This is a genomic window from Streptomyces kronopolitis (genome assembly GCF_050953795.1).
Classification (GTDB): domain Bacteria; phylum Actinomycetota; class Actinomycetes; order Streptomycetales; family Streptomycetaceae; genus Streptomyces; species Streptomyces kronopolitis_A.
The window spans coordinates 4352140-4374145 of sequence record NZ_CP191850.1 but is presented as its reverse complement, the minus strand read 5'-3'; the positions used below and the strand labels follow the sequence as shown (position 1 = coordinate 4374145).

Annotated in this window: 19 protein-coding genes and 2 tRNA genes; 13 read left to right on the top strand and 8 right to left on the bottom strand. The window is 70.1% G+C overall.

The genetic code is table 11. The features are described from left to right. Positions 1-71: 71 nt before the first annotated feature. The 3 genes from ACQP17_RS19280 to ACQP17_RS19270 form a co-directional block, all read right to left on the bottom strand. The gene (locus ACQP17_RS19280; RefSeq protein WP_433857389.1) at positions 72-206 is read right to left on the bottom strand and encodes a hypothetical protein; all 135 of its coding nucleotides are present in this window, start codon (positions 204-206) and stop codon (positions 72-74) included. 321 nt (positions 207-527) lie between these two features. After that, positions 528-2711 (bottom strand): hypothetical protein, encoded by a 2184-nt coding sequence (locus tag ACQP17_RS19275; protein WP_433857388.1) that lies wholly within the window; start codon positions 2709-2711, stop codon positions 528-530. Positions 2712-3669: 958 nt separating this feature from the next. Next, positions 3670-4137, bottom strand: a complete 468-nt coding sequence (locus tag ACQP17_RS19270) for an NUDIX hydrolase (protein ID WP_433857387.1) — start codon at positions 4135-4137, stop codon at positions 3670-3672. Between the two features lie 18 nt (positions 4138-4155). Here ACQP17_RS19270 and ACQP17_RS19265 point away from each other — a divergent pair, with 18 nt between their 5' ends. The 10 genes from ACQP17_RS19265 (at position 4156) to ACQP17_RS19220 (ending at position 11193) form a co-directional block, all read left to right on the top strand. After that, positions 4156-4935 carry a GntR family transcriptional regulator gene (locus ACQP17_RS19265; protein WP_433857386.1) on the top strand — a complete coding sequence of 260 codons (780 nt, stop codon included), beginning with the start codon at positions 4156-4158 and terminating at the stop codon, positions 4933-4935. A gap of 140 nt (positions 4936-5075) precedes the next feature. After that, a complete protein-coding gene (locus ACQP17_RS19260; protein ID WP_030988949.1) occupies positions 5076-5432 on the top strand; it encodes a hypothetical protein in 357 nt (118 codons plus the stop codon). A 2-nt stretch (positions 5433-5434) separates the two neighbouring features. Next, the gene (locus tag ACQP17_RS19255) at positions 5435-6790 is read left to right on the top strand and encodes an FtsK/SpoIIIE domain-containing protein (RefSeq protein WP_433857385.1); all 1356 of its coding nucleotides are present in this window, start codon (positions 5435-5437) and stop codon (positions 6788-6790) included. An 82-nt stretch (positions 6791-6872) separates the two neighbouring features. After that, positions 6873-7541, top strand: a complete 669-nt coding sequence (locus tag ACQP17_RS19250; RefSeq protein ID WP_433857384.1) for a DUF2637 domain-containing protein — start codon at positions 6873-6875, stop codon at positions 7539-7541. 18 nt (positions 7542-7559) lie between these two features. Continuing rightward, on the top strand, positions 7560-7751 hold the full coding sequence (locus ACQP17_RS19245; RefSeq protein ID WP_433857383.1) for a mobile element transfer protein: 192 nt from the start codon (positions 7560-7562) through the stop codon (positions 7749-7751). A 17-nt stretch (positions 7752-7768) separates the two neighbouring features. Further along, positions 7769-7924: a hypothetical protein gene (locus tag ACQP17_RS19240; RefSeq protein ID WP_433857382.1), complete on the top strand. Its 156-nt coding sequence runs from the start codon at positions 7769-7771 to the stop codon at positions 7922-7924. A gap of 23 nt (positions 7925-7947) precedes the next feature. Next, complete coding sequence (locus tag ACQP17_RS19235; protein WP_433857381.1) at positions 7948-8256, top strand: SpdD-like protein; 309 nt, start codon at positions 7948-7950, stop codon at positions 8254-8256. 89 nt (positions 8257-8345) lie between these two features. Continuing rightward, positions 8346-9764: a replication initiator protein RepSA gene (repSA, locus tag ACQP17_RS19230; protein WP_433857380.1), complete on the top strand. Its 1419-nt coding sequence runs from the start codon at positions 8346-8348 to the stop codon at positions 9762-9764. Further along, complete coding sequence (locus tag ACQP17_RS19225) at positions 9761-9970, top strand: helix-turn-helix domain-containing protein (protein WP_382856323.1); 210 nt, start codon at positions 9761-9763, stop codon at positions 9968-9970. The genes repSA and ACQP17_RS19225 overlap by 4 nt, the downstream gene beginning before the upstream one ends. Continuing rightward, positions 9958-11193, top strand: coding sequence for a site-specific integrase (locus ACQP17_RS19220; RefSeq protein WP_433857379.1), 1236 nt, complete (start codon positions 9958-9960; stop codon positions 11191-11193). The genes ACQP17_RS19225 and ACQP17_RS19220 overlap by 13 nt, the downstream gene beginning before the upstream one ends. A gap of 78 nt (positions 11194-11271) precedes the next feature. Here the strand turns inward: ACQP17_RS19220 and ACQP17_RS19215 are convergent. The 3 genes from ACQP17_RS19215 to ACQP17_RS19205 form a co-directional block, all read right to left on the bottom strand. After that, positions 11272-11344: transfer RNA gene (locus tag ACQP17_RS19215), tRNA-Arg, on the bottom strand. Positions 11345-11479: 135 nt separating this feature from the next. Next, positions 11480-12151 carry an HD domain-containing protein gene (locus ACQP17_RS19210; RefSeq protein WP_433857378.1) on the bottom strand — a complete coding sequence of 224 codons (672 nt, stop codon included), beginning with the start codon at positions 12149-12151 and terminating at the stop codon, positions 11480-11482. Between the two features lie 312 nt (positions 12152-12463). After that, positions 12464-12554: transfer RNA gene (locus ACQP17_RS19205), tRNA-Ser, on the bottom strand. Positions 12555-12794: 240 nt separating this feature from the next. On the opposite strand from ACQP17_RS19205, the gene ACQP17_RS19200 reads away from it, so the two are divergent. Then, positions 12795-13397, top strand: coding sequence for an SSI family serine proteinase inhibitor (locus ACQP17_RS19200; protein WP_433857377.1), 603 nt, complete (start codon positions 12795-12797; stop codon positions 13395-13397). Positions 13398-13590: 193 nt separating this feature from the next. Next, positions 13591-17742 (top strand): PAS domain-containing protein, encoded by a 4152-nt coding sequence (locus tag ACQP17_RS19195; protein WP_433857376.1) that lies wholly within the window; start codon positions 13591-13593, stop codon positions 17740-17742. Positions 17743-17838: 96 nt separating this feature from the next. On the opposite strand, the gene ACQP17_RS19190 is transcribed toward ACQP17_RS19195, so the two are convergent. Continuing rightward, complete coding sequence (locus ACQP17_RS19190; protein ID WP_433857375.1) at positions 17839-19488, bottom strand: long-chain fatty acid--CoA ligase; 1650 nt, start codon at positions 19486-19488, stop codon at positions 17839-17841. Positions 19489-19795: 307 nt separating this feature from the next. Here ACQP17_RS19190 and ACQP17_RS19185 point away from each other — a divergent pair, with 307 nt between their 5' ends. Continuing rightward, positions 19796-20035, top strand: a complete 240-nt coding sequence (locus tag ACQP17_RS19185; RefSeq protein ID WP_433857374.1) for a hypothetical protein — start codon at positions 19796-19798, stop codon at positions 20033-20035. A gap of 60 nt (positions 20036-20095) precedes the next feature. On the opposite strand, the gene ACQP17_RS19180 is transcribed toward ACQP17_RS19185, so the two are convergent. Further along, positions 20096-21973: a SpoIIE family protein phosphatase gene (locus ACQP17_RS19180; RefSeq protein ID WP_433857373.1), complete on the bottom strand. Its 1878-nt coding sequence runs from the start codon at positions 21971-21973 to the stop codon at positions 20096-20098. Between the last annotated feature and the right edge of the window lie 33 nt (positions 21974-22006).

Sequence of the window (22006 nt, the reverse complement as noted above, 5' to 3'; positions counted from 1 at the left end):
TGAGCACCGAGGGCAGCGGTGGCTACCTATCGCGCCTTGCGGACACCACGGAAGCGGTGCAGCTGGAAATGTCAGGCGAGCTCCTGGAGCACGCGCTCGAAGTGCTTGGCGACGGAGAGGCCGAGCCGAACGAAGTCCGGCTCCTGGCGCTGAACATGGCTGAAGCCCTGCGCGAGGTGCGTCGTGTAGCGATCAGCCGTGGTCACCGCCTGCCGTTAGCGGATCCTCCTGCTTGCGAAGACGACGAGGGCCCTCGACTGCCTGCGACGACCTTCGAGTAGCAGCGACACACCGGACGGCACGGGAGCCCAATGTTCAACGGGGCTCCCCTGCCGTTCGACCATCATCTCCGGTTGGGACCTCATGCTGCGCTCCGGGGACGGGTACGTCCCACCAATCAGCGTTGGCAGTTCACAGCCCCCACCAGCTGCATGGCTTGCCCAGCCTAAGGCGTGCTTTCGAACTGCGCTTGTGGGCCGATATCTTAAACAGTCGCTCTAGATTCAAAAATGATCGACGCGGTATGGCTACTCATCGCCCCCAAGTGCCAGATGGCATGCATGCCGCACATCTGCTAGCGCCCATGGGCCAATCAGATCCCCCTCCCAATCAAGGCCGAATCGCAACGCAGATTCCTCCAAGTGTGAAGAATCGGACTCAGAGAGGAGTACATCCAAGACCTCCAATCCAATTCTCCCACAATTCAATCCATTATCGATCAGGTTTCGCGCCTCCGCAAAATCTCCTGAATTCTGGAGATCCTCAATTCTCTGAAGTATGCGCACGGTCTCAATATGAAAGATGTCCGACTTGCCTTCTTCAACAAGCAAGTGCAAACGCTCGGTTGCGGTACGCAACTCGCCGACCTCCTCTTCCATGGCACCATTAATCAAATGCAGCCTAGGCATCATGGCTTCAATTTCTGCATCGATCAGACTTTCTGCCTCATCTTGCGAGACTTTAAGCTGGCGCGACACCTCTATCGCAAACTGGACGTAGTTTGAAATACGATCCTCTGAGCTGCATATGCGAGAATAGAGGTCTGGAAACTTTCGACTTAGCACCTTGCCTTCAATGTGTTGATGTGTCGCAGAGTCATCGTAGCTGTCGCAGAACTCTCTCAAGGAAACCAGAGGCCTCGCGTCTCCGTGTTCAATCTCCTTAATGCAAATCTCTTCAACCTCTATGATCTGGCCACTTTCATACAAGTAGCCCACTAGTTTCTTGGCGCTACCAGGATCTCCTGCATCGTGATGGCGCCTCACCACCTCTATCGCACCTACATGATCCTTTGCGAAATCTAGAATGTCAGCCAACTTGAAACCAGATTCATAGTCGCCAAGTTCCGATGCTCGCAGGTATAGCTGCGCAGCATGGAAGATCCGCCCCCTATCCGCAAGAGAAGAGGCGATGGCGCGAAGTTGCTCCAATTCGTTAACATTTTGAAGCACTATGTACGGAAAATCAGAGGGAGGCAACAGGGAGGCGCGTGCAGCGCTTCCAACTTGCTCTACATAGTCCGAAATCCGATAATGCCGATCTGAACCAGCGGTATCTAGTATCGGCGACACTCGACTCAGCGGGCCGCTCACACCTTTACAGGGTGTGAGCGTGTACTCAAGGGATTCCCCAACCCAATTGTCACCCAACAGGATCAACTCGTCCAGGTCCAAAGCGGCGGACGACATTTCCACCAACAATGACTCACGAATTATCGGCGCATGCCCGAAGCGACGCAAATCGATTGCCGCATCCACAATCGCTCTCGCACCCTGGGGCCCATTAAGGTAGCGTTCCATTTGTGCGGGAGCCCCTGCGAGGAACTGTGTAATGCGAGCCTTTTTACCCTTCGTGCTCTTGTAGGCTTCGGCTAGCCTGGGGTCTGCTTTCATCAGCTCTTTCAGATTTTCTAGCGGCTCCCTAAGGAAACTACTAGGAACTAGGATATCTGAACCAGCGAGGAGGGATCGCGCCTGAGGGTGCCTGTCGTCACCACCTGCAGCAGGGCACCTTGTAATTCTGCCCCAATGTTTGGGCCACATCGTTCCCAGAATCAAAATAGGACCCGCTTTGGGGTCTCTGAGCAATTCACGTAGGCCAGCGGCTACGCGTTCTCCCAGGGAGCTTGCGGGGGTGTCGAGATAGAGCTGTGTTTCGTTGAGCCATAGAACTGTCCTGGGGGGAATTCCTTTATCTATGACGACGGCTAGCGCCTCAGCGTGTGAAGGGGAGATTGGATGCCAAAGATTCCACGAGTCGGGAATTTTTTGCAGGACTTCCCAGCATGCTCGAGTCTTGCCTGTAGAAGATTCCCCAAGCAAGATGGAAATCCTGCTTGCTCCGTTGGCCGCTTCTAAAGCAGCGTCTTCAAGTAAACCATCATGAGGGCGTCGAACATAAGCAGGAAGTGAAGGGAGGTCAAATTGCCGCTCTCTCGAGGAAATGGAGCGGTGAACCTCAAGCGCGAAAGGGTCTGTCCAATCCCTTACCCTTTGATCTAATGCCTTTGAAGGAGTAGCGGCGATTATCGCAGCATTGGCGCATTCCAGGAGTTTTTCCCAGTAAGGTCGACGCGCCCTCTCGTTCGCCCATGAGCTGTAAATAGATACCAGCTTCCATAGGTCATCCGGGTTTTTGGGAACTCTCGGATGTTTCTGACTAAACCAGCCGCTTACTGTCTGCTTCGAGAGTCCTGATGCTTGAACAGCCACGTTGCGAGTCCACGAACGCCCGTGGCCCCTACGGACGGCCTGGGCTCGTCGTTCCAGAGACCGCAGCTCCTCCTGCAGTACTTGAGTCGAGCTGTCTTCGGTCATCCGTACCGCCGATCTCCCGATGCACTCGCGTCCGACGTGTCCGACTCGGAACGTTCGGAAAGCCCCCGGACCTCACCTTAGTTGCTTCTTCGGACTGAGTGGTCTCGGTTCCCTAATCACTGTGTAAGGGAGTTGGAACGGTCAGGGCCTGCAGCGCAGCACTTCTGTGCTGAGTTGAAGCGGGAACTGAGTGAGGAGAGTGCGTGCATGTTTAGTAAGCCTTCGTCAGCGGGCACGAAGTTGCGTGCCCACACCGCGTGGCTGACCAGGTTCAAGGGCAAGCGGGCCACCCGCTGGGCGGCAGTGATGGTCTTGTTTGTGATCGTCTATTACGTGCCTGATCTATCTTCACCTGTGACTGTTGTGACGTCTGTGATCGTCGGGCAACGCACGCGATAGGTCGGCTCCACGGCTTTGGCCGGTGGCCTGCCCGGTTTGGGGTCGAGCATGAGCAGGGGGCCGTACGCTGGCCGGCAACTCGGGCAGGCTTGTGAGCTGCCCGGAATTTGAACGAGTGGCCCCCTGGTCTTGCTCGACGCGGGACCCGAACCGGGGAGGTGGGTAAAGCCGTGGAGCCGACCGCCCCACCCCCGGCCTGGTCTTTCGCCCCTTGTGGGCGCGGGCGTCGACGGCGCGCGGCCCCGGCGGCGGAGACGAGGAGGGAGCCGTGCGGCGGCGACGGCCGGCGCCGCCGCGCTGTGCGCGGCACCTCTGATCTGTGATCTGACTGCTTGCAGTTCCAGGAGGCCGGGAACGTCAGCGCTCCTGCGCCAGCGTGTGGTGTGCTCCTGAACTGCCCCTACCGCGGGGCCGGGTAGCGAGCGCAGCGAGCCTTGATGAAGTAGGGAAAGTTCTATCGCGCCCGGGCCAGCCGTTTGCCGTCGTGGCTTCGTACGTGAGGGCCCGCCCCGTCCAAGGCGTCCAGGAACCGGACCGCGTAGACCTCGGACATGGACTGCGCCACCTCGTCGGGCGTGAGCCAGGTGACCGCCGTCGACTCGCTGGAGGTCCGCTCCTCGCCGCCTACCGGCTTGCAGCGGAAGACCAGGGCGACGATGCCTCGTGTCGTGTTCTTGTAGACCCCGGTGAGCTCGTCCACCTCGATGTGGATGCCCGTTTCTTCCCAGACTTCGCGTCGTACGCCGGCCTCCGGGGTCTCGTCGAGTTCGAGCACCCCGCCCGGGAGCTCCCAAGCGCCGTTGTCGGCCCGCCGGATCGTTAGGAGCTTGCCGTCCTCGCGGACCACCACTCCGGCCACGGACACGGAATGCAGTGGCATTGACTGGGCTTCCGGAGCGCTGTTACTCATGTACAGGAGCATAGGAGGATGGGAAGAACGATGGGAACCGCGGTAGGAGGGGGCAGGGCCGTACCTCGATACGTGCAGATCGCCGACGATGTCCTCCAGCAGATCAGGGCTGGGGTCCTCAAGCCCGGCGAGATGGTGCCGAGTGAATCGGAGCTGGTCGAACGCTACGGCGTCTCGGGCGGCACGATCCGCAAGGCGATGGTGGAGGTCCGGGCGAGCGGTCTGGTGGAGACCCGCCACGGCAAGGGCTCGATCGTGAAGGACCGGCCGCCGGTACGGCACCGATCCTCCGACCGCTTCCGTCGCTCGCACCGGCAGGGCGGCAAGGCTGCGTATCTGGCGGAGTCCGCGCAGTCGGGGGCTACGGCCAAGGTCAGCGTGCTGTACATCGGGCCCATGGAGGTCCCCGAGGACGTGGCCGAGCGGCTCGGGGTCGAGCCCGGCACTCAGGTTCTCGCCCGCCGGCGGCTGTACTTCCGTAACGGCACGCCGGTCGAGACGGCCAGCTCGTACCTGCCGTGGGACGTCGTGAAGGACATCCCCGAGCTCTTCGCCGAGAATCCCGGCGGTGGCGGTATCTACGCCCGACTCGAAGACCACGGGTATGAGTTCGCCGAGTTCGTGGAGACCTTGCAGGCCCGGTCCGCCACCAAGGCCGAAGCGTCCGAGCTGGCGCTCAGCCCCGGTGCCCCCGTCGTGCATCTCGTCCGTGAGGCGCTGACGACCGAAGGCCGAGTGGTGGAGGTCTGCGACACCCTCATGGCCGCTGACCAGTTCGTTTTCAGCTACCGCATCCCCGCCACTGACTGACACCCGCTCAACTCTCCTCAGCCCGCCCCGACTTCTTCGTCGAGGCGGGTTGACTCATGTACAGGAGTCAGGCACTCTTCTTCATGTCACTCATGTACATGAGTGACGGAGTTCTATGATCTATAGAGGAGTGATCCGTAGTGCGTCAGATCCCCGTCGACACCTCCGCCGCGACCGTGATGGTCGCGAAGCAGCCGCAGATCAAGGTCAAGGACCGCCGTACCGGTGAGGTCGCCCTCGACGTCGAGACCGGGGCGAAGCTCATGACCGTGGACGTGATGTTCGCCGCCAACGACGCGGTGGAGATCCTTTCCGTCACCGTCCCCGAGAGCGGGGTCTCCGGTGAGCTGGGCATGGGCACGCCGGTGGCGCTGACCGGCCTGATCGCCCGGCCGTGGGAGAACGAGTTCAACGGGCAGAAGCGGCACGGCATCGCCTTCCGCGCCGTGGCGGTCACCTCGCTCGCCGCCGGCGGCTCGCAGGCTGAGGCGGCCTGATCATGGCCCGTCTCTCGGTCGTACTGCTGCTGGTCGTCGCCACCGCTGTCGTACTGCGGTGGCGGCGCCCCGCCTGGTACTGGATGACGCTCGGGGTCGTACTCGCCGCGCTGCGGGTGTTAGTCCGGTATGCCTCGGTCATGGACGCCTGCGGCCTGACCGTCCCGCCCTCGCGCTGGCGGCTCGCGCTCGCTCGCATGACCGACCGCCCGGCCCCCGAGTCGCGCGCCCCACGCATCCTCCGCCTCCGGCCGACCCGTACCGGGCTCGTCCTGCGGCTCAAACTCCGGCCCGGCCAGGACGCATTCGATGTCTCCGCCGCCACCGATCGGCTGCGGCACTCCTTCGGGATGTACGGCGTCACCGCCCGGGAGATCCGCTCCGGGGTCGTCGAACTGCGGATGACGGGCTACGACGTGCTCAAGCGCGTGCAGATGCCCGCCAAGATCGACCGCACTCCGATGCGTGTGCCCGTCGCACTGCGCGAGGACGGGGCGGTCCACTACCGAGATTTCCGGATCGTCCCGCACGGGCTCACGATCGGGGCCACCGAGTCGGGCAAGTCCGTCTACCAGCGCAATCTGGTGGCCGGCCTCGCCGCCCAGGACGTGGCGCTCGTCGGCATCGACTGCAAGCAGGGCGTCGAGCTGTTCCCACTGGCTCGCCGCTTTTCCGCCCTCGCCGACAACCAGGACACCGCACTCGATCTGCTCGAAGCTCTGGTCTCGCACATGGAGTACGTCTACCAACTCGTCCGCGAGGAACAGCGCATCAGCGTGAACGTCCCGGATGCGGAGATCGCCGCCGACATCTGGGACCTGGCCGAGGACCTGCGGCCCACGCCCGTCGTGGTCCTGGTGGACGAGGTGTCCGAACTCGCGCTCTTCGCCTCCAAGGAGGAGGAGAAGCGCCGGGACCGGACCATCACCGCGCTCGTCCGGCTGGCCCAGCTCGGCCGCGCCGCCGGCATCTACCTGGAGATCTGCGGCCAGCGCTTCGGCTCCGAACTCGGCAAGGGCATCACGATGCTCCGGGCCCAGCTCACCGGCCGTACGGTGCACCGCGTCAACGACGAGACCAGCGCCAACATGGCCTTCGGCGACATCTCCCCGGACGCCGTACTGGCCGCCATCCAGATACCCGCGGACGCCCCCGGCATCGCTGTCGCCGGTGACTTGAGCGGTGGCTGGTCACGCATCCGCGCCCCGCACACCTCGCTGCGCGAGGCAGTGAACCTCTGCAACAAGTACGCCGACCGCACGCCGGACCTGCCCGCGCTCGCGCCCTTCCGGCCCGCCGTCGCCCCGCCGGCCTCGACTGCCGTGCGGCTCGCCAAGGCGTCCTCCGCGACTGCCTGACCCTCCCCTTCCCAAGGTCGGCCGCCACCTCGACGCGCCAAGTCCCTACCCCTCCATGTCAGCTCCCGGAAGGAGAACCGTCATGGGACGCATCCGCCCGGACCCCGTTCTCGTACAAGCCGTGATCGCCGGAGCGCTCTCCTTCGCCCACCTCCACGACCTGGCCGCCGCTGCCGGACAGGACGGCTGGAAGGCGTGGGCCTACCCGATCAGCGTCGACCTGCTGCTGGTCGCGGCCTGGCGGCGACTCCGCAACGACGGCTCGTCCCGGCTCGCGTGGTGCTGGTTCCTGATCGCCTTGGTGGCTTCGCTCGGCGCCAACGTCGTGACCGCTGGGTTCCTCGACCTCCGGCACCCACCCGCCTGGCTCCGCTTCGGCATCGCCGGATGGCCGGCGCTCGCCTTTCTCGGCGGGACGCTGCTGGCGCATACGCGGAGTGCAGCTGAAGCGGCCGATCCCGCCCCGCCGATCGACGTGACTCCGGTGCCCGCTCCGGCTCCTGAAGCCGAACTCCCGGACAATCCGGCCGAGTTGCGCGCCGTCGACCTCCCCACGACTGAGCCCCCCGCCGAACCGTCCCGGCCTGCACCCGCACCCGCGCCCGTCCCGGCCGCGCTCGTCGCCCACGCCCGCAAGGTCGCAGACGAACACCGCGCCCGGACCGGGGACCGGATCGACGCCGACACCCTGCGGGTCCGCCTCGGCGTCCCGCCCAAGCTCGCCGACTCCATCGCCGCCCAACTCACCTGACCAGCAAGGAGAACCACCATGCCTCCCCGCGACCACTTCCACTCCGTCATGCGGATCGGCCCCGTACAGATCGGCACCCATCGCGACCGCCACGGCCGCACCAAGCACGCCGCCGTCTGCACCGCCGACCGCTGCGGCTGGTCTTCCGACTTCTCCAGCCGCTCGGCCGCCCAGCTCGCCGCCCGCACCCACCGCTGCTCCGTCCGCTGAACGACCGAGGAGACCCCATGGACGTCCCGCTCTGGCTCGCTCTGATCGCCGTCGGCTACCTCGGGATCAAGCTCATCCGCCCGCCCTGGTGGCTCGTAGCCGTGTTCCTCCTCGGCGGCTACCTCCTCGCCGACAGCTTCCTGGCCTCCGCCATCAACGCAGCCGTCAAGTAACGCCTGCAGAAGGGAGATCCACCATGTTCCGTCCCAAGGTCCCGACCAACCCGACGCCCACCGGGCTCGTCGTTCCTCTCACCGTCGAACCGACCGCCCCCGTGCGGCACGCCCCGGCGCCGGCCCCGGTCGCTCAGTCCTCGCCCCGCCCCGCCGTTCAACTCACGCCCGGTACCGCGGTCGCCCTCGTCGGCGGCGGCACGGGCGTGGTCCTGGTCGTCGGCGCCGTCCTGGTCTCGATGCTCCTGGCGGTCGCCATCAGCGGGGTGTCCGTCGCCGTCTGCGCGGTCGTCCTCCGCTCGCTGCTCGCCTCCGGGCGCACGCACCGCTGACCGGCCCCCGGGCGGCCTCAACCGCCAAGTCTCCGCCGCCCGGGAGCCGTGCTCCTGCCCGAACCACAGATCCGGAAGGAAGCTCCATCATGACCGACCACACCCGCGTACGCGGGAGGTCGCCCGTGCCTGACGCGCTCCTCGACCTGACCACCCTCGGCGACCTGCTGAGGGTGGCTTCGGCCCCCGACTACGACCGCTGGGCCGACCAGATTCACCGCACCGGCGGCTGCTCCGACCCGATCCACCTCACCGGCTGGACCCTTACCAAGGACCGCACGTCGGGCGAGACCCTGCACCACTACTCAACCGCCACCGAACCCGGCGGACGACTCCGCCTCGCCTGCGGCAACCGCCGTGCCTCCCGCTGCCCCGCCTGCGCCTGGACGTACGCCGGGGACACCTACCGCCTCATCCGCGCCGGCCTGGCCGGAGACGACCGCCGCGACATCCCCGGCACCGTTCGAGACCACCCCCGTGTCTTCACCACGCTCACCGCGCCCTCCTTCGGCCCCGTGCACAACCAGCCCGACCGAGGCGTCTGCCGCTGCGGCACACAGCACCGCACGGACGATCCGGCGCTCGGCACCGCCCTGGACCACGAGACGTACGACTACGCCGCCGCCGTCCTGTTCAACAATCACGCGGGCGACCTCTGGCAACGCTTCACCACCCGACTCCGCCGCGAATTGGCCGCCCGCGCCGACCTCACCCAACGCGCCCTCAAGGAATCGGCCCGCCTCTCCTACGGCAAGGTCGCCGAATTCCAGAAGCGCGGCGCCCTCCACTTCCACGCGGTGATCCGCATCGACGGACCGGACGGCCCCGGAACACCGCCGCCGTCCTGGGCAAGCGTCGACCTGCTGACCGACGCGATCCGCGCCGCCGCCACGCACTCCTACACCTCGGTCACGGCCCCGCCTGCCGGCGACCAGCCCACCCGGACCTTCCACTGGGGCACGCAACTGGACGTCCGGCCGGTCAAGGCATTCGGCGACGGCTCCGACATCACCGAACAGGCCGTGGCCTCCTACGTCGCGAAGTACGCGACCAAAGCCGCCGAGACCACCGGCACTCTCGACCGCCGCATCGGCGAACTCACCGAGCTGGACCACCACCAGGTCCCCGAACACACCCGCCGCCTGATCACCGCGTGCAAGACCCTGGATCCGCTCTACCCGGACCGTCGCCTCTGGGCCTGGGCCCACATGCTCGGTTTCCGCGGCCACTTCTCCTCCAAGTCCCGCCGCTACTCGGTCACCCTCGGCGAGCTGCGCGCGGCCCGCGCCGACTTCCGCGCCGCCCAGGAACGCCAAGCCCTCGGCCTCGAAACCGCGCAGCCGGACACCGTCCTCGTCCTGACCGACTGGCAGTACGCCGGCCACGGCCACACCCCCGGCGAATCCGCCCTCGCCGCCACCATCGCCCGCGACATCCAGACCAACCGCGACACCGCACGCCAAGCCCGCGCCGACCTCCAAGCCGAAGAAGGAGACGACTGGTCATGACCACCACCCTGATCGAGAGGAAGTGGCACACCACCGCCGAAGTCGCGCAGATGCTCGGCTACGGCCTGTCCAAGACCAAGATGCTCGTGCTCACCGGCGAGATCCACTCCATCAAGGACGGCCGCAACCGCCGCATCCTGCCCCGCTGGGTGGATGAGTACATCGAACGCCGTGCCCGTGAAGCGGAGATGGAGTGGTCAGCATGAGCGGCAAGCGTGGCAACGGTGAAGGCTCGATCTACCCCTACAAGAACGGCTTCGCCGCTTACGCCTGGGTGACCACCCCGGACGGCACGAAGAAGCGCAAGTACGTCTACGGCAAGACCCGCGAAGACGTCCACGACAAGTGGATCAAGCTTCACGTGGAAGCGAAGAACGGCCCGGTCGCTACTCGACACCGCACGGTCTCCGCCTTCCTGGCGTACTGGCTTGAGTCCATCGTGAAGCCGAACCTCGCGCCCCTGTCATACGTCTCGTACGAGGGCTGCGTACGGCTCTACATCGCTCCCCACCTCGGCTCGAAGCGGCTGGACAAGCTCACCGTCCGGGACGTGCGCGAATGGCTGACCAAGCTGACGATCACCTGCCAGTGCTGCGCCCAGGGGAAGGACGCCAAGAGGGCTCCCAGCCGTCGGCGCTGCTGTGCAGCCGGGGAGTGCTGTGAGGCGTATGCATCCCGTCGGGTGATCCAAGCGGCTCGCGATGCCCTGCGGGCCGCCCTGACACACGCGGTCACCGAAGAGGAGATCGGGAAGAACGTCGCCGCCCTGGTGAAGGTGCCCAAGCCGCGGCGTCGCCGGATCAAGCCCTGGTCCGCGGCCGAGGCAGGTCATTTCCTGGCGGACGCCGTGACTCGGGAGGATCCGCTCCTCGCAGCCTGGGTGCTCGTGCTGTGCCTCGGGCTTCGCCGTGGTGAGGTGCTGGGCCTGACGTGGAAGTCCATCGACTTCGAGGCGGGTGAGCTGTACGTGGATCACCAGATCCAGCGGGCGGGGCGCCAGCTCCTCCACCGGGAGACCAAGACGGAGGAGTCGGACGACTTCCTGCCGCTGCCGGCGCTCTGCCTCAAGGCGCTCCGGATGCGTCGCGCTCTGCAGATCGGGGACCGGAAGGCGGTCGGTGATCTGTGGCAGGACAGCCGCGGTCTCGTCTTCACGACGAAGTACGGCACGCCGATCGAGCCGGGCAACATGACCCGGATGTTCGCGCTACGGGCTCGCCGGGCCGGCCTTCGGGGCATCCCGCTGCGGAACACGCGGCACACCTGCGGTTCGCTGCTGGTCGCCCTGAAGGTGCATCCGAAGATCGCGCAGCGGATCCTCCGGCACTCCCAGATTGCGATGACGATGGAGGTCTACGCCGAAGCGAGTGAGGAAGAGGTGCGCGCGGCCCTCGGCAAGCTCTCCGAAGCGATGGGCGGCGCCAGCTGACCCGGTTGCTGTACTTCGCTGCTGTACGGCACGACAAAGCCCCCGTCCGGATTACCCGGCGGGGGCTTTGACCTGCTGTGCGCTCGGCAGGATTCGAACCTGCAACCTTCTGATCCGTAGTCAGATGCTCTATCCGTTAAGCTACGAGCGCTTGGCTTTCCGGCGGTTTTTCTTGCCGGTCGGCGTTGCGGGAACAACATTACATGACCTGCGCCGTGAGGCGAAATCCATTGCCCGTAGCACCCCTGACCTGCGGAAACGCGCTTGTGGGGGTGTTTGGGGGGGGCTACTCGGGCCAGGGGGAGTCCTCGATGATGCGGACGAAGTTCGGGCGGGTGTAGCCCTCTTCGAATCGGTCCAGGACGTCGGCCTTCACATTGCCGAAGGTGGTCGCGGGGCGGTGCGCCAGGCCGGCGTGGAAGGCGTGGAGGATGCGGCGCTTGAAGTCGGGGCGCGGGTGGGCCGCGACGACGGCTTCGCGGGTCTCCGTGGGGAGGGTGTCGTAGCCGATGCCGAGGACGTCGAGTTCGACGCCGGCGGTGACGAGCGCGACCTCAGGGGCCATGTGGTGCGGGATCTCCGGGGTGGTGTGCAGGGCGATGCCTTCCCAGACCAGGCGGGCGCGGTCCTCGGGGATGCCGCGGGCGGTCAGGAAGGCGCGGGCCTCGTCGGCGCCGTCGAGCTCGAAGCGCTGCCGGGAGGTGCGGAACTTCCCAGTGAGGCCGAGGTCATGGAAGAGGGCGCCCACGTAGAGCAGCTCCGGGTCGAAGTCCAGGCCCCGGTGGTGGCCGTGGTGGGCGCCGAAGAGGTAGACGCGGCGGGAGTGGTGGTAGATCAGGTCGTCGGTGACGTCGCGGACGAGTTCGGTCGCCTCCCGGGCCAGGGTGCTGTCGGGGACGGGGATGCCGCCGATGGCGGGGCCGCACGGGGACGCGGGTCGGCGGTTCGGGGTCGTCATGGGTTCAGGGTGGCGTGGTCCGGCCGGGCATGCCCAGAGTGCGTGCGGGCGGGTCGCGGCCGGATGACCCCTTTCGGCCGACCGGCTGCCTCCCCCGAGGGTCGGTCGCCCCGGGCCGATGGATGGGGGAGGGGATCGGTGCGGCGGGAGCCTGCCGTAACCCGGACCCGCCCGACGCCCCACCCGGACCCGCACGGAACCACCCGGAACCGCCCGGACCCGCACGGACCGGAGACCGGCCGCGGACAAGCCCCGTGCCGCCCGGAAAAGCGTTCGGGCCCCGGTCTCGAAGACCGGGGCCCGAACGGAGAGCGGAGGCGGAGGGATTTGAACCCTCGATGGGGGGTAAACCCCAAACCGCATTAGCAGTGCGGCGCCATAGACCGGACTAGGCGACGCCTCCACACACCCCACGCACGCAGATGCGCGCTGTGGTGTGTCCAGATAATGGCACAGCTCCAAGGGCTGTCACCAATCGCCCCCCACGGTACTAGCCACGCGGCCCGCCCGGCAAAGACGTTCCTGCGGCGCAACGTCGAGGGCGGTAGCGCGTTAGGAGTGTGGGGCCGTTGCGACGTCGTCGTCGTGCGCCCCCAGCGTGTACGCACCGCGTGCCGCCCCGCACTCGCCTCTGGAGCCTGTGATGCCGCACCACCGGACGTCATCCCTTTTCTCCGCAGTCGTCGGCGCCACCGCCACGGCCGGCACCCGCCTCGCCGCCGCGGCGACCGCCGTGTCCCTCGCCTCCGCCGCCGCGCTGACCCTGGCCGGGCCCGCCGCGGCGGCCGCCCCGATCCCGCTGCCGCACCACTGGTCCGGGACCGGTCTGGTCGGCGCCGGCCATCACGTCGCCGACCCCCGGACGCCCGACGGGGGCTCCCCCGCCGCCGCCCGGCCGGTGGCGGACCTCGGGCGCGGCGATCACCTCACCGTCACCGTCCACCACTCCGGCTCGGCGCGCACCGACGGCACCTTCGAGCTGTACTGCCACCCCGGCGGCGGCAACCACCCGCACGTCAAGGCCGCGTGCGCGAAGCTCGACGGGATGGCGCGGTGGGGCCGGGACCCGTTCGCCCCGGTGCCGCAAGGGGTGAACTGCACGATGATGTACGGCGGGCCGGCCCTCGCCCATGTCACCGGTACCTGGGCCGGGCGCCCCGTCAACGCCGACTTCCGGCGCACCAATGGGTGTGAGATCAGCCGCTGGGGCCACTTCGAACCCCTGCTCCCCTCGACCCGCTCATGACCCGGTTCGTGCCGTAGTAGCGCGGCAGGTCAGGACGAGGGGCACATGTCGGTCGTGCGGCGAGTCGCACAACCCCGTGGCAGTACCTCCTCGTCATCCGCCTCCGCGTCCCGGGCAAGTGCCCGTAGACTCCATCCCAGCGGTCCACCGCGGTGGATCCGGCAAGGTGCGGTAACAGGGAGGAAGCGTCGTCGTGAGCAGCAGGCCATCCCGAGGCGCTGCTCGCCTCGCAGCCATACTCGACGCCCTCCCCGACGCCCTGTTGCTGGTGAACTGCAACGGCACCGTCGTCAACGCCAACACCATCGCGCTGGAGACCTTCGAGGCGCCGGGCACGGCCCTGGTCGGGCGCGGGCTGCTCGATCTGCTGCCGTCCTTCGACTCCAAGCGGATCCCGGGCTCCATGCGGCGCCTGGACGAGGAGGAAGAGGGCACCCGCACGAAGCCGACGCGGATGGTCGCGCGGCGGACCGACGGGACCGAGCTGCTGGTCGAGGTGACCAGCGCGAATCTCGAGGACGGCCGCACGCCGTACGAGTCGGCCTTCGAGGCCGCGTACGCCGATCACCGCAACGGCTACACGGGCAACGAGCTGCTGATGCTGGTGGTCCGCGATCTGACCGGGACGCTGGACACCGAGACCGAGCTGGCCCGGCAGCAGCGGCAGACCGAGATGATCCTGCGGGCCGCGGCCGAGGGGGTGGTCGGGGTCGACGCCGAGGGCAAGGTCGTGCTCGTCAATCCGTCCGCGGCACAGATCCTGGGCTACCGGGCGAGCGAGCTGGGCGGCAAGGAGCTGCATCCGCTCATCCACCACTCCCGGACGGACGGCTCGACACTGCCGTGGGAGGACACCCCGCTGGCGGACACGCTCAAGTCGGGACGCAAGCACCGGGTGCGCGGACAGGCGCTGTGGGCGAAGGACGGGCGCGCGGTGTCCGTCGATCTGACGACGGCGCCGGTGCGGGACGGCGATCAGCTCGTCGGCGCGGTGATGACCTTCACCGACCGCCGCGCCTTCGACGCGCTGGCGGCCCGGCACACCCAGCTGCTGGCGGTGCTCGACCAGGCGCTGCGCGGGCCGTTGGAGGAGCTGAAGGGCGAGCTGGGCACGCTCGCCTCGGACCCGGCCGGGCAGCTGTGGCCCGAGGCCAACCAGATCCTGCACCACCTCGCGGCCGGCCATGCCCGGATGACGACGCTGGTGGACAACGTCCTCAGCTTCCAGCGGCTGGACTCCGGCAAGGAGAAGCTGCACCGCACGACGGTGTCCATGGACGCGGTGGTCGCGGCGGGTGTGGAGGGCGCGATCGAGCTGATCGGGCCGGGCCGCGCACAGTTCGCGGTGCATGCGCCGCCGATAGAGGCGACGGTCGACGCGGAGCGGATCGCGCAGGCGCTGTCGCATCTGATCGCGGATGTCGCCGGGGTGGATTCGACGGGCCGGATGCCGGCCGGCGAGACCGCCATGGGCGGGCGTTCGGGGCCGATCCCGGGTGATTCGACGATCGTGGTGGCGGCGGCCAAGCGCGGCGATGTCGTACGGATCGAGGTGCGCGGGCCGTTCGGCGGCGGCGACCCGGTCCATGAGCCGATCGTGCGCGGCATCGTGCGGCAGCACGGCGGGCTGCTGCAGACCCACGACGTGCCGGGGGCGCCCGGCGGCGGGCCCGGTGCGGGCGGCAGCGCGTATGTGCTGGAGCTGCCGGTGGCGGCGGACGGCGCGGCCCTGGACGCCGGGGCGGACCGGGGACCCGAGCCGACCGGCAACGAGACGACGGTGATGCCGGTGCCGGCCGCGCGGGCGCGGGGCACCCAGAACGCGGCGGATTCCGCGGCCGTCGAGCGGCCGGACGACGAGGGCGGCGAGGGCGGCGAGGGCCGTCCCGGTGGTGACGGCGGGCCCGGTGGACCGGGTGGCAGCGGCGGGTCCGGGCAGCCGCTCGGCGGCGGTGCGGGGCACGGTGTCGTGCCGGCCCAGGCGGGCGGCGCGCAGCCGACCGGCCGCCGGCGGGCGCGGCACTCGGGTGCGGAGCAGGGCGCGCAGTCGGGCGCACCTGCGGCGGCGGGCGGCCCGCAGGCCGCCGGTCCGCACGGTGCGGTGGGCGACGGCGACCGGGGCGGGACGGGCGCGGCCGGGACCGACGGCGGCCGGGGCGCGCACCCGCAGCACGGTGACGGTACGCACGGGGCGGGGCTGCCGCCGGGGATGGCGGGGGCCGAGGCCGTGCCGCCGACCGGACGGCGCCGGGCCCGGCAGGGGGCGACGGAGGGCGGCGGCCTGCCCGCGCTGCCCGCCGGTTCCCACACGACGGCGGCCGAGGCGCCCGCGCAGGTTGCGTCGCGCCCGCAGATTCCGGGCCAGGCCCCGGCGCCGGATCAGGCCGCGGCTCCGGGCCAGGCCCACATTCCCGGCCAGTCGGCGGGCCCGCAGGGGCTCGCCCCCGTACCGCAGAACGGCCGACGGGCGCGCCGGGCGCTGGCCGAGGCGCCGGGGCGTCCCGCGCAGGGCGACGGCCAGGCGGCCGCCGGTGCCCCGCAGGCTTCCGGTGCCCGCACGGCCTTCGCGCTGCCGCCCGCCGCGGCGGACCGCGCCCCGCAGTCGTCGCCGGAGCTGTCGGCGGCCGCCGACCGGCTGCCCGGTGGGGGACCGTCCGACGGCAGCGGCACGGGACGCCGTCGGGCGCGCCGTCCGGTGGCCGGTGGTCCGCAGGCCCCGGCGCCCGGCGCGCAGCCGGGCCACGAGCTCGCCGCGGCCGGTGACGCCACGCCGCCGCAGGGTGACGGGGAGGGCGAGCCGACCGGGAGACGGCGGGCCAGGCGGGCCGCCGCCGAGGAGCGCGCGGCGGCCGCGATGGCCGACTCCGAGTCCTCCGGGACCTTCGTGGCGGGCCCGGAGGGGCTCGTGGCGCAGCCCTCCGAACCGGCCGAGGCGACGGGTTCGGCCACCGGCACGGCGGCCGGCATCGCCCCGGCGCCGGAGACCGCCGCCCCCCAGCCGCCCCACGCGCCCGCCGCGCCCCAGCATCCGCAGGCCGCCGAGGCCCCCGCCCCCACCGGCCGCCGGCGCGGTCGCCCCAGCCCGGCCGAAGAGTCCGCGGGCCCGGCGCCGGCCGCCGCGCAGGGCGGGCCGGCCGCGGCGCCGCACCGTCAGCCGCTGCCGCCCGCCGCCGAGGACGACGGGCATGCCGCGGGGCACTCCCAGGGGCGCGCGTTCAGCGTGCGCACGCTCGGGCAGGGCGTGCCGTTCGCGCAGCAGATCGCCGACCAGCAGCGCCCGCCGGTGCCGCCCGGCAGCACCCCGCCCGGGGGTACGTCCGCCGGTTCGGGCCGCCGCCGCAAGCTGGCCGCGCCGCCGCAGGAGGGTGAGCGCACGACCGCCGCCGGGCCCGGGGCGGCCGAGGCCCGGCCGCACCCCACCGCCCCGCCGCAGCAGCCGCCTCAGCAGGCCCAGCACCCGGCCGCCGCACCGCCCCAGCCGCATCTGCTGGACGCGAGCGAGGGCCGGGCCTTCGCGATCTCCGCGCCGGACGAGGGCAGCGAGGGGCCCGAGCCGCTGGACGGTCCGAACGGCGCCATCGAGGTGATGGACCGTCAGCCCATGCCGCGGGACGACGAGCTGCCGCCGGAGCCGCTGGACAACCCGCGCCGGCTGCTGGTCTGGCCCGCGCCGGACGGCGCCACCCAGCAGGCGCTCAGCGACCGCGGCTACCGCCCGGTGATCGTCAACTCCCGTGAGGAGGTGGACGCGCAGATCGCCGCGTATCCGGCGGCGCTCTTCGTCGACCCGCTGACCGGGCCGATCACCCGCACCGCGCTCCAGTCGCTGCGCCAGGCGGCGGGCGCGGCCAAGGTCCCGGTCCTGGTGACGGCCGGTCTGGGGCAGGCCACCCGGGAGGCCGCGTACGGCGCCGACCCGGCCGTGCTCCTCAAGGCACTGGCCCCGCGGGACAGCGAGGTGCACCCGCCGCGGGTGCTGCTGATCGAGCAGAACGACGACATCGCGGCGGCGCTGACCGCCTCGCTGGAGCGGCGCGGGATGCAGGTCGGCCGGGCCTGCGCGGACGCCGACGCGGTCACCCTCGCCACGCAGATGCGGCCGAATCTGGTGGTGATGGACCTGATGCAGGTGCGCCGCCGGCGGGCCGGCATCGTCGACTGGCTGCGCGCCAACGGGCTGCTCGATCACACCCCGCTGGTCGTCTACACCTCCGCCGACATGGATCCGGCGCAGCTGCCCCGGCTGGCCGTCGGCGAGACGGTGCTCTTCCTGGCCGAGCGCTCGACGAGCGCCGAGGTCCAGTCCCGGATCGTCGATCTGCTCGCCAAGATCGGCACGAACTGACCGCGGTGACCGGGGAGACCGGGGTGCGCGCGGCCGACCGGCCGGACGCCCACGCCGTGGACGCCCGGGCCCGGAGCACCGCTCACGGCCGCCGGCTCACGCCAGCAGCGTGACGTCCAGCTGCCCGTCCGCGTACTGCTTGCGCAGCACCTTCTTGTCGAACTTGCCCACGCTCGTCTTGGGCACCGCCGGGATCACCGCCCAGCGCTCCGGCAGCTGCCAGCGCGCGACCCGCTCGCCGAGGAACGCCTTCAGCTCCTCGTAGCCGATGCTCACACCGTGGTTGAGGACCACCGTCGCCAGCGGCCGCTCACCCCACTTGTCGTCCGGTACGGCGACCACCGCGGCCTCCGCGACGTGCGGGTGGGCCATCAGGTGGTTCTCCAGCTCGACCGAGGAGATCCACTCGCCGCCGGACTTGATGACGTCCTTGGCGCGGTCGGTCAGCGTCAGGAAGCCGTTGGGGGTGATGGTGCCGACGTCGCCGGTGCGCAGCCAGCCGTCGGGGCTGAACTTGTCCTCGGGGCGCAGCGGTTCGCCCTGCGCGCCGCCGTAGTAGGCACCGGCGATCCAGGGCCCGCGGACCTCCAGTTCACCGGCGGCCCGGCCGTCCGCGGGGAGCCGTTCGCCGTCCGGGCCGATCAGCCGGGCCTCCACGGAGGCGGGGAAGCGGCCCTGGGTGGCGCGGTAGTCCCACTCCTCGTCGCCGCTGACGCCGGCCGGCGGATGGGCGACGCTGCCCAGCGGGGAGGTCTCGGTCATGCCCCAGGCGTGGACGACGCGGATGCCGTGGCGCTCCTCGAAGCCGCGCATCAGGGCGGGCGGGCAGGCCGAGCCGCCGATGACGACCGTCCGCAGACAGGCCACGTCCCGCTTCGTGGCGTCGAGTTCGGCGAGCAGCCCCTGCCAGATGGTGGGGACGGCGGCGCCGATGGTGGGCCGTTCGGTCGCGATCATCTCGGCGAGCGGCGCGGGCTGCAGGAAGCGGTCCGGCATCAGCAGCCAGGCGCCGGCCATGAACGCGGCGTGCGGCAGGCCCCAGGCGTTGACGTGGAACATCGGCACCACCGGCAGGGTGATGTCGCGTGAGGTGAGGGCGAACGCCTCGGCGGTGTTGACCTGCATCGAGTGCAGGTAGAGCGAACGGTGGCTGTAGAGCACGCCCTTGGGGTCGCCGGTGGTGCCCGAGGTGTAGCAGAGCGCCGCGGCCTCCCGCTCGTCGATCTCGGGCCAGTCATAGCTGTCCGGGCGGCCGGCGAGCAGCTCCTCGTAGTCGTGCACGCGGACCGGGGCGCCGTCCAGTACGGAGCGGTCGCCGGGGCCGACGACCACGACGTGCTCGACGTGCGGCACCTGGCCGAGCAGCGGGGCGAGCAGCGAGAGGAGGCTGCCGTTGACCAGCACGACCCGGTCCTGGGCGTGGTTGATGATCCACACCAACTGCTCGGCGGGCAGCCGCAGGTTGAGGGTGTGCAGCACCGCCCCCATGGAGGGGATCGCGAGGTAGGCCTCCAGGTGCTCGGCGTTGTTCCACATGAGGGTGCCGACGCGTTCCTCGTCGGCCACGGACAGCTCCTCGCCGAGCGCGTGGGCCAGCCGGGCGGCGCGGCGGCCGATCTCGGCGAAGGTGCGGCGCTGCGGGTCCCCCTCGGTCCAGGTGATGACCTGCGACTGGCCGTGAACCGTCGATCCGTGGGCCAGGATTCGCGAGACCGTGAGCGGTACGTCCTGCATCGTGCTGAGCACCGGGTGCCTCCGCTTTGTTACGGGCGGTTAGTGGTGCTGCGATTGTCATCGCATACCAGGCGGTATGTCACGCCCTCCGGGGTGTGTTCTTGCCCGCTCCTGACCGGATACGGCCACCCGACGGGCCCGCGCCGCCGTCCTCGCCCGCGCGGGCCCGGACCGGGTCAACCCGCCGGGCTGCCGGGCCGCCCCTTTCACCCGCAGGGAGGGCCCGTACGGCACGTTGCTTGTGCCGCCTCGGCGCCGCGCAGCACGCTGGCGCCCACCGGAACCCCGGTCCTTCGTCCTCTTCCGACAGGAGCGTCCCATGCGCCCCCACCTCGGCCGTTGTCTCGTCCTTGCCGCCCTGGGCGGAATCGGTGCGCTCGCCTGCGGCACCGCGCAGGCGGCCCCGCACACCGCCCCGGCCGCGCGTCCGGGCGGCGACGGTCCCGCCGTCGTCCGTCCGCTGTTCGCCGGGCGGTTCGACCCGGTCGCCGGGAGCGGCGGCGGGGTGCTCGCTGGCGGCGGCCGGCCGGTGGTCCTCAAGGCCGACGGCCGGCGCTGATACCGCGGCACCGCCCACCGCCCCCGCCGTACGGCCGGGGCGGGCGGGCGCCGGCCGGCCTCACGGGCGCCGGTCGGCCGCCGGGGTCACCGCCTGGAGGACCAGCACCGACAGGTCGTCCTCGACCGGGCCGGTGCCGAAGTCGTGGGCGGCGCGCCGGACGTGCTCGGCGAGGGCCTTGGCGCCCAGCCCCATGCCGTCTCGCAGCACTTCCATCAGACCGTCGTTGTCGTCCAACTGCCAGTTGCCGCTGCGGCGTTCGGTGACCCCGTCGGTGACGCACAGCAGGGTCTCGCCCGGTGCGAGGGTGAAGGAGCTGGCCTGGAATTCGGTGCCCTCGTCGATGCCCAGCAGCATCTGCGGCTCGGAGGCCGCCTCGACGGTGCCGTCGACGAACATGTGCAGCGGTGGCGGGTGGCCGGCCGTGGCGACCGTGCAGCGGGCGCCGGGCACGCCCGGCTCGACCTCCAGCTCGCCGTAGAGCAGGCTCAGAAAGCGGGAGGAGGCCTGCTCGCCGCCCTGCTCCACCGCCTCGGCGCTCTCCTCCGCCATGGCCAGGTTCAGCCGGCTCAGGACCGACTCGACGCCGTGCCCCTCCCGGGCCAGCAGCCGCACCAGGTGGCGGGCCAGTCCGGTGACGGACATCGCCTCCGGGTCCTTGCCCTGGACGTCGCCGAGCAGGAAGCACCAGCGGCGGTCGCCCATCGGGAAGACGTCGTAGAAGTCGCCGCCGACGGTCTGGCCCTCGCCGTGCGGCTCGTAGACGATCGCGGTGTCGACGCCGACGATGCTGGCGAGCGAGGCGGGCAGCTGGCGGCGCTGGAGCGCCAGGCTGATCGTGGTCTGCCGGGTGTACTGGCGGGCGGTGTACACGGCCTGTGCGACCCGGCGCGCCACGTCCTCGACCATCCGCACCACGGTGTCGGTCATCTGTAGGTGTCCGGCCCGGCCGAGCAGCAGCACGCCCTGTTCGGCGTCCCGGGCGACGAGGGGGAAGGCGAGCGCCGAGCCGCCGGTGGGGGCCGCGCCGGCGCTTTCCGGCCAGGGCCAGGGGATACCGGCGGTGCGGATGGCCTCGGTCGGCGGATCGCTGCGCTCCAGGTCGTCGCGGAGCGGGGTGATCCGCCGCTCGTCGACGTGCCAGACGCGGGACAGCTCCATGCCGCCGCCCTCGGTGGTCAGCCAGATCGCGCACCAGTCGGCGAGCCGGGGCACCAGGAGCTGGGCGGCGAGCGCGGTGACCATGTCCTGGTCGAGCTGTCCGGCCAGCAGCTCGCTGGTCTCGGCGAGGAAGGACGGGCCGCCGCGGTCGGCCCATTCGGCGGCGAGTCCGGGCCGGTGGGCCGGCTCCCGCGCGGGGTGCGCCAGCGGCGGCGCGGACGGCTCGGCGGCGGGGCGTTCGAGCCGCGGGGAGGGGCTCCCGGCCGTGCCGGGCTCGCCCTCGGTGGCCTCCAGGCGGAACCAGACGGTCTTGACGGCCTTGTGGTAGGTCACGCCCCAGGACTCCGCCAGCGCGCTCACCAGCTGGAGCCCGTACCCCGGCTCCCCGCTGCGGGCGTCCACCCCGCCGCGTACGCCCCGCGAGGGGTGGCGGTCGGAGACCTCCATGACCACGCCCACGGTGGCCCGTCCCGGCCGCTCGCCGCCTTCTTCGCCGGAGGGCCGGCCGTACTCCAGGCGGCAGGTCACGTCGATGTCGGTCCCGGCGTACATCACGGCGTTGGTGACCAGCTCGCTGGTCAGGAGCACCGCGTCGTGGATCAGTTCCTGGCTGATCGCCGCCGCTCCGCGCCCGGCCGTGGTGGCGGGTGGCGCGGCCGCCCGTTCGGAGAGCAGCGCCCGCACGAACTTGCGCGCTCCGGCCGCCGCGAGCTGGTTCGCGGGCAGGCCTTTCCGGGAGACGGTTTCCGTCGTGGGCGGGGAGGACAGCGAGGTCACTGCACCCCCTGGAGGTGCCGGGAAAATACATCT

Coding starts and splice junctions, on each gene's coding strand:
- ACQP17_RS19245 (WP_433857383.1), top strand. CDS start 7,560: ATGCCTCCCCGCGACCACTTCCACTCCGTCATGCGGATCGGCCCCGTA.
- ACQP17_RS19255 (WP_433857385.1), top strand. CDS start 5,435: ATGGCCCGTCTCTCGGTCGTACTGCTGCTGGTCGTCGCCACCGCTGTC.
- ACQP17_RS19270 (WP_433857387.1), bottom strand. CDS start 4,137: ATGCTCCTGTACATGAGTAACAGCGCTCCGGAAGCCCAGTCAATGCCA.
- ACQP17_RS19210 (WP_433857378.1), bottom strand. CDS start 12,151: ATGACGACCCCGAACCGCCGACCCGCGTCCCCGTGCGGCCCCGCCATC.
- ACQP17_RS19200 (WP_433857377.1), top strand. CDS start 12,795: ATGCCGCACCACCGGACGTCATCCCTTTTCTCCGCAGTCGTCGGCGCC.
- ACQP17_RS19265 (WP_433857386.1), top strand. CDS start 4,156: ATGGGAACCGCGGTAGGAGGGGGCAGGGCCGTACCTCGATACGTGCAG.
- ACQP17_RS19235 (WP_433857381.1), top strand. CDS start 7,948: ATGTTCCGTCCCAAGGTCCCGACCAACCCGACGCCCACCGGGCTCGTC.
- ACQP17_RS19250 (WP_433857384.1), top strand. CDS start 6,873: ATGGGACGCATCCGCCCGGACCCCGTTCTCGTACAAGCCGTGATCGCC.
- ACQP17_RS19185 (WP_433857374.1), top strand. CDS start 19,796: ATGCGCCCCCACCTCGGCCGTTGTCTCGTCCTTGCCGCCCTGGGCGGA.
- ACQP17_RS19225 (WP_382856323.1), top strand. CDS start 9,761: ATGACCACCACCCTGATCGAGAGGAAGTGGCACACCACCGCCGAAGTC.
- ACQP17_RS19240 (WP_433857382.1), top strand. CDS start 7,769: ATGGACGTCCCGCTCTGGCTCGCTCTGATCGCCGTCGGCTACCTCGGG.
- repSA (WP_433857380.1), top strand. CDS start 8,346: ATGACCGACCACACCCGCGTACGCGGGAGGTCGCCCGTGCCTGACGCG.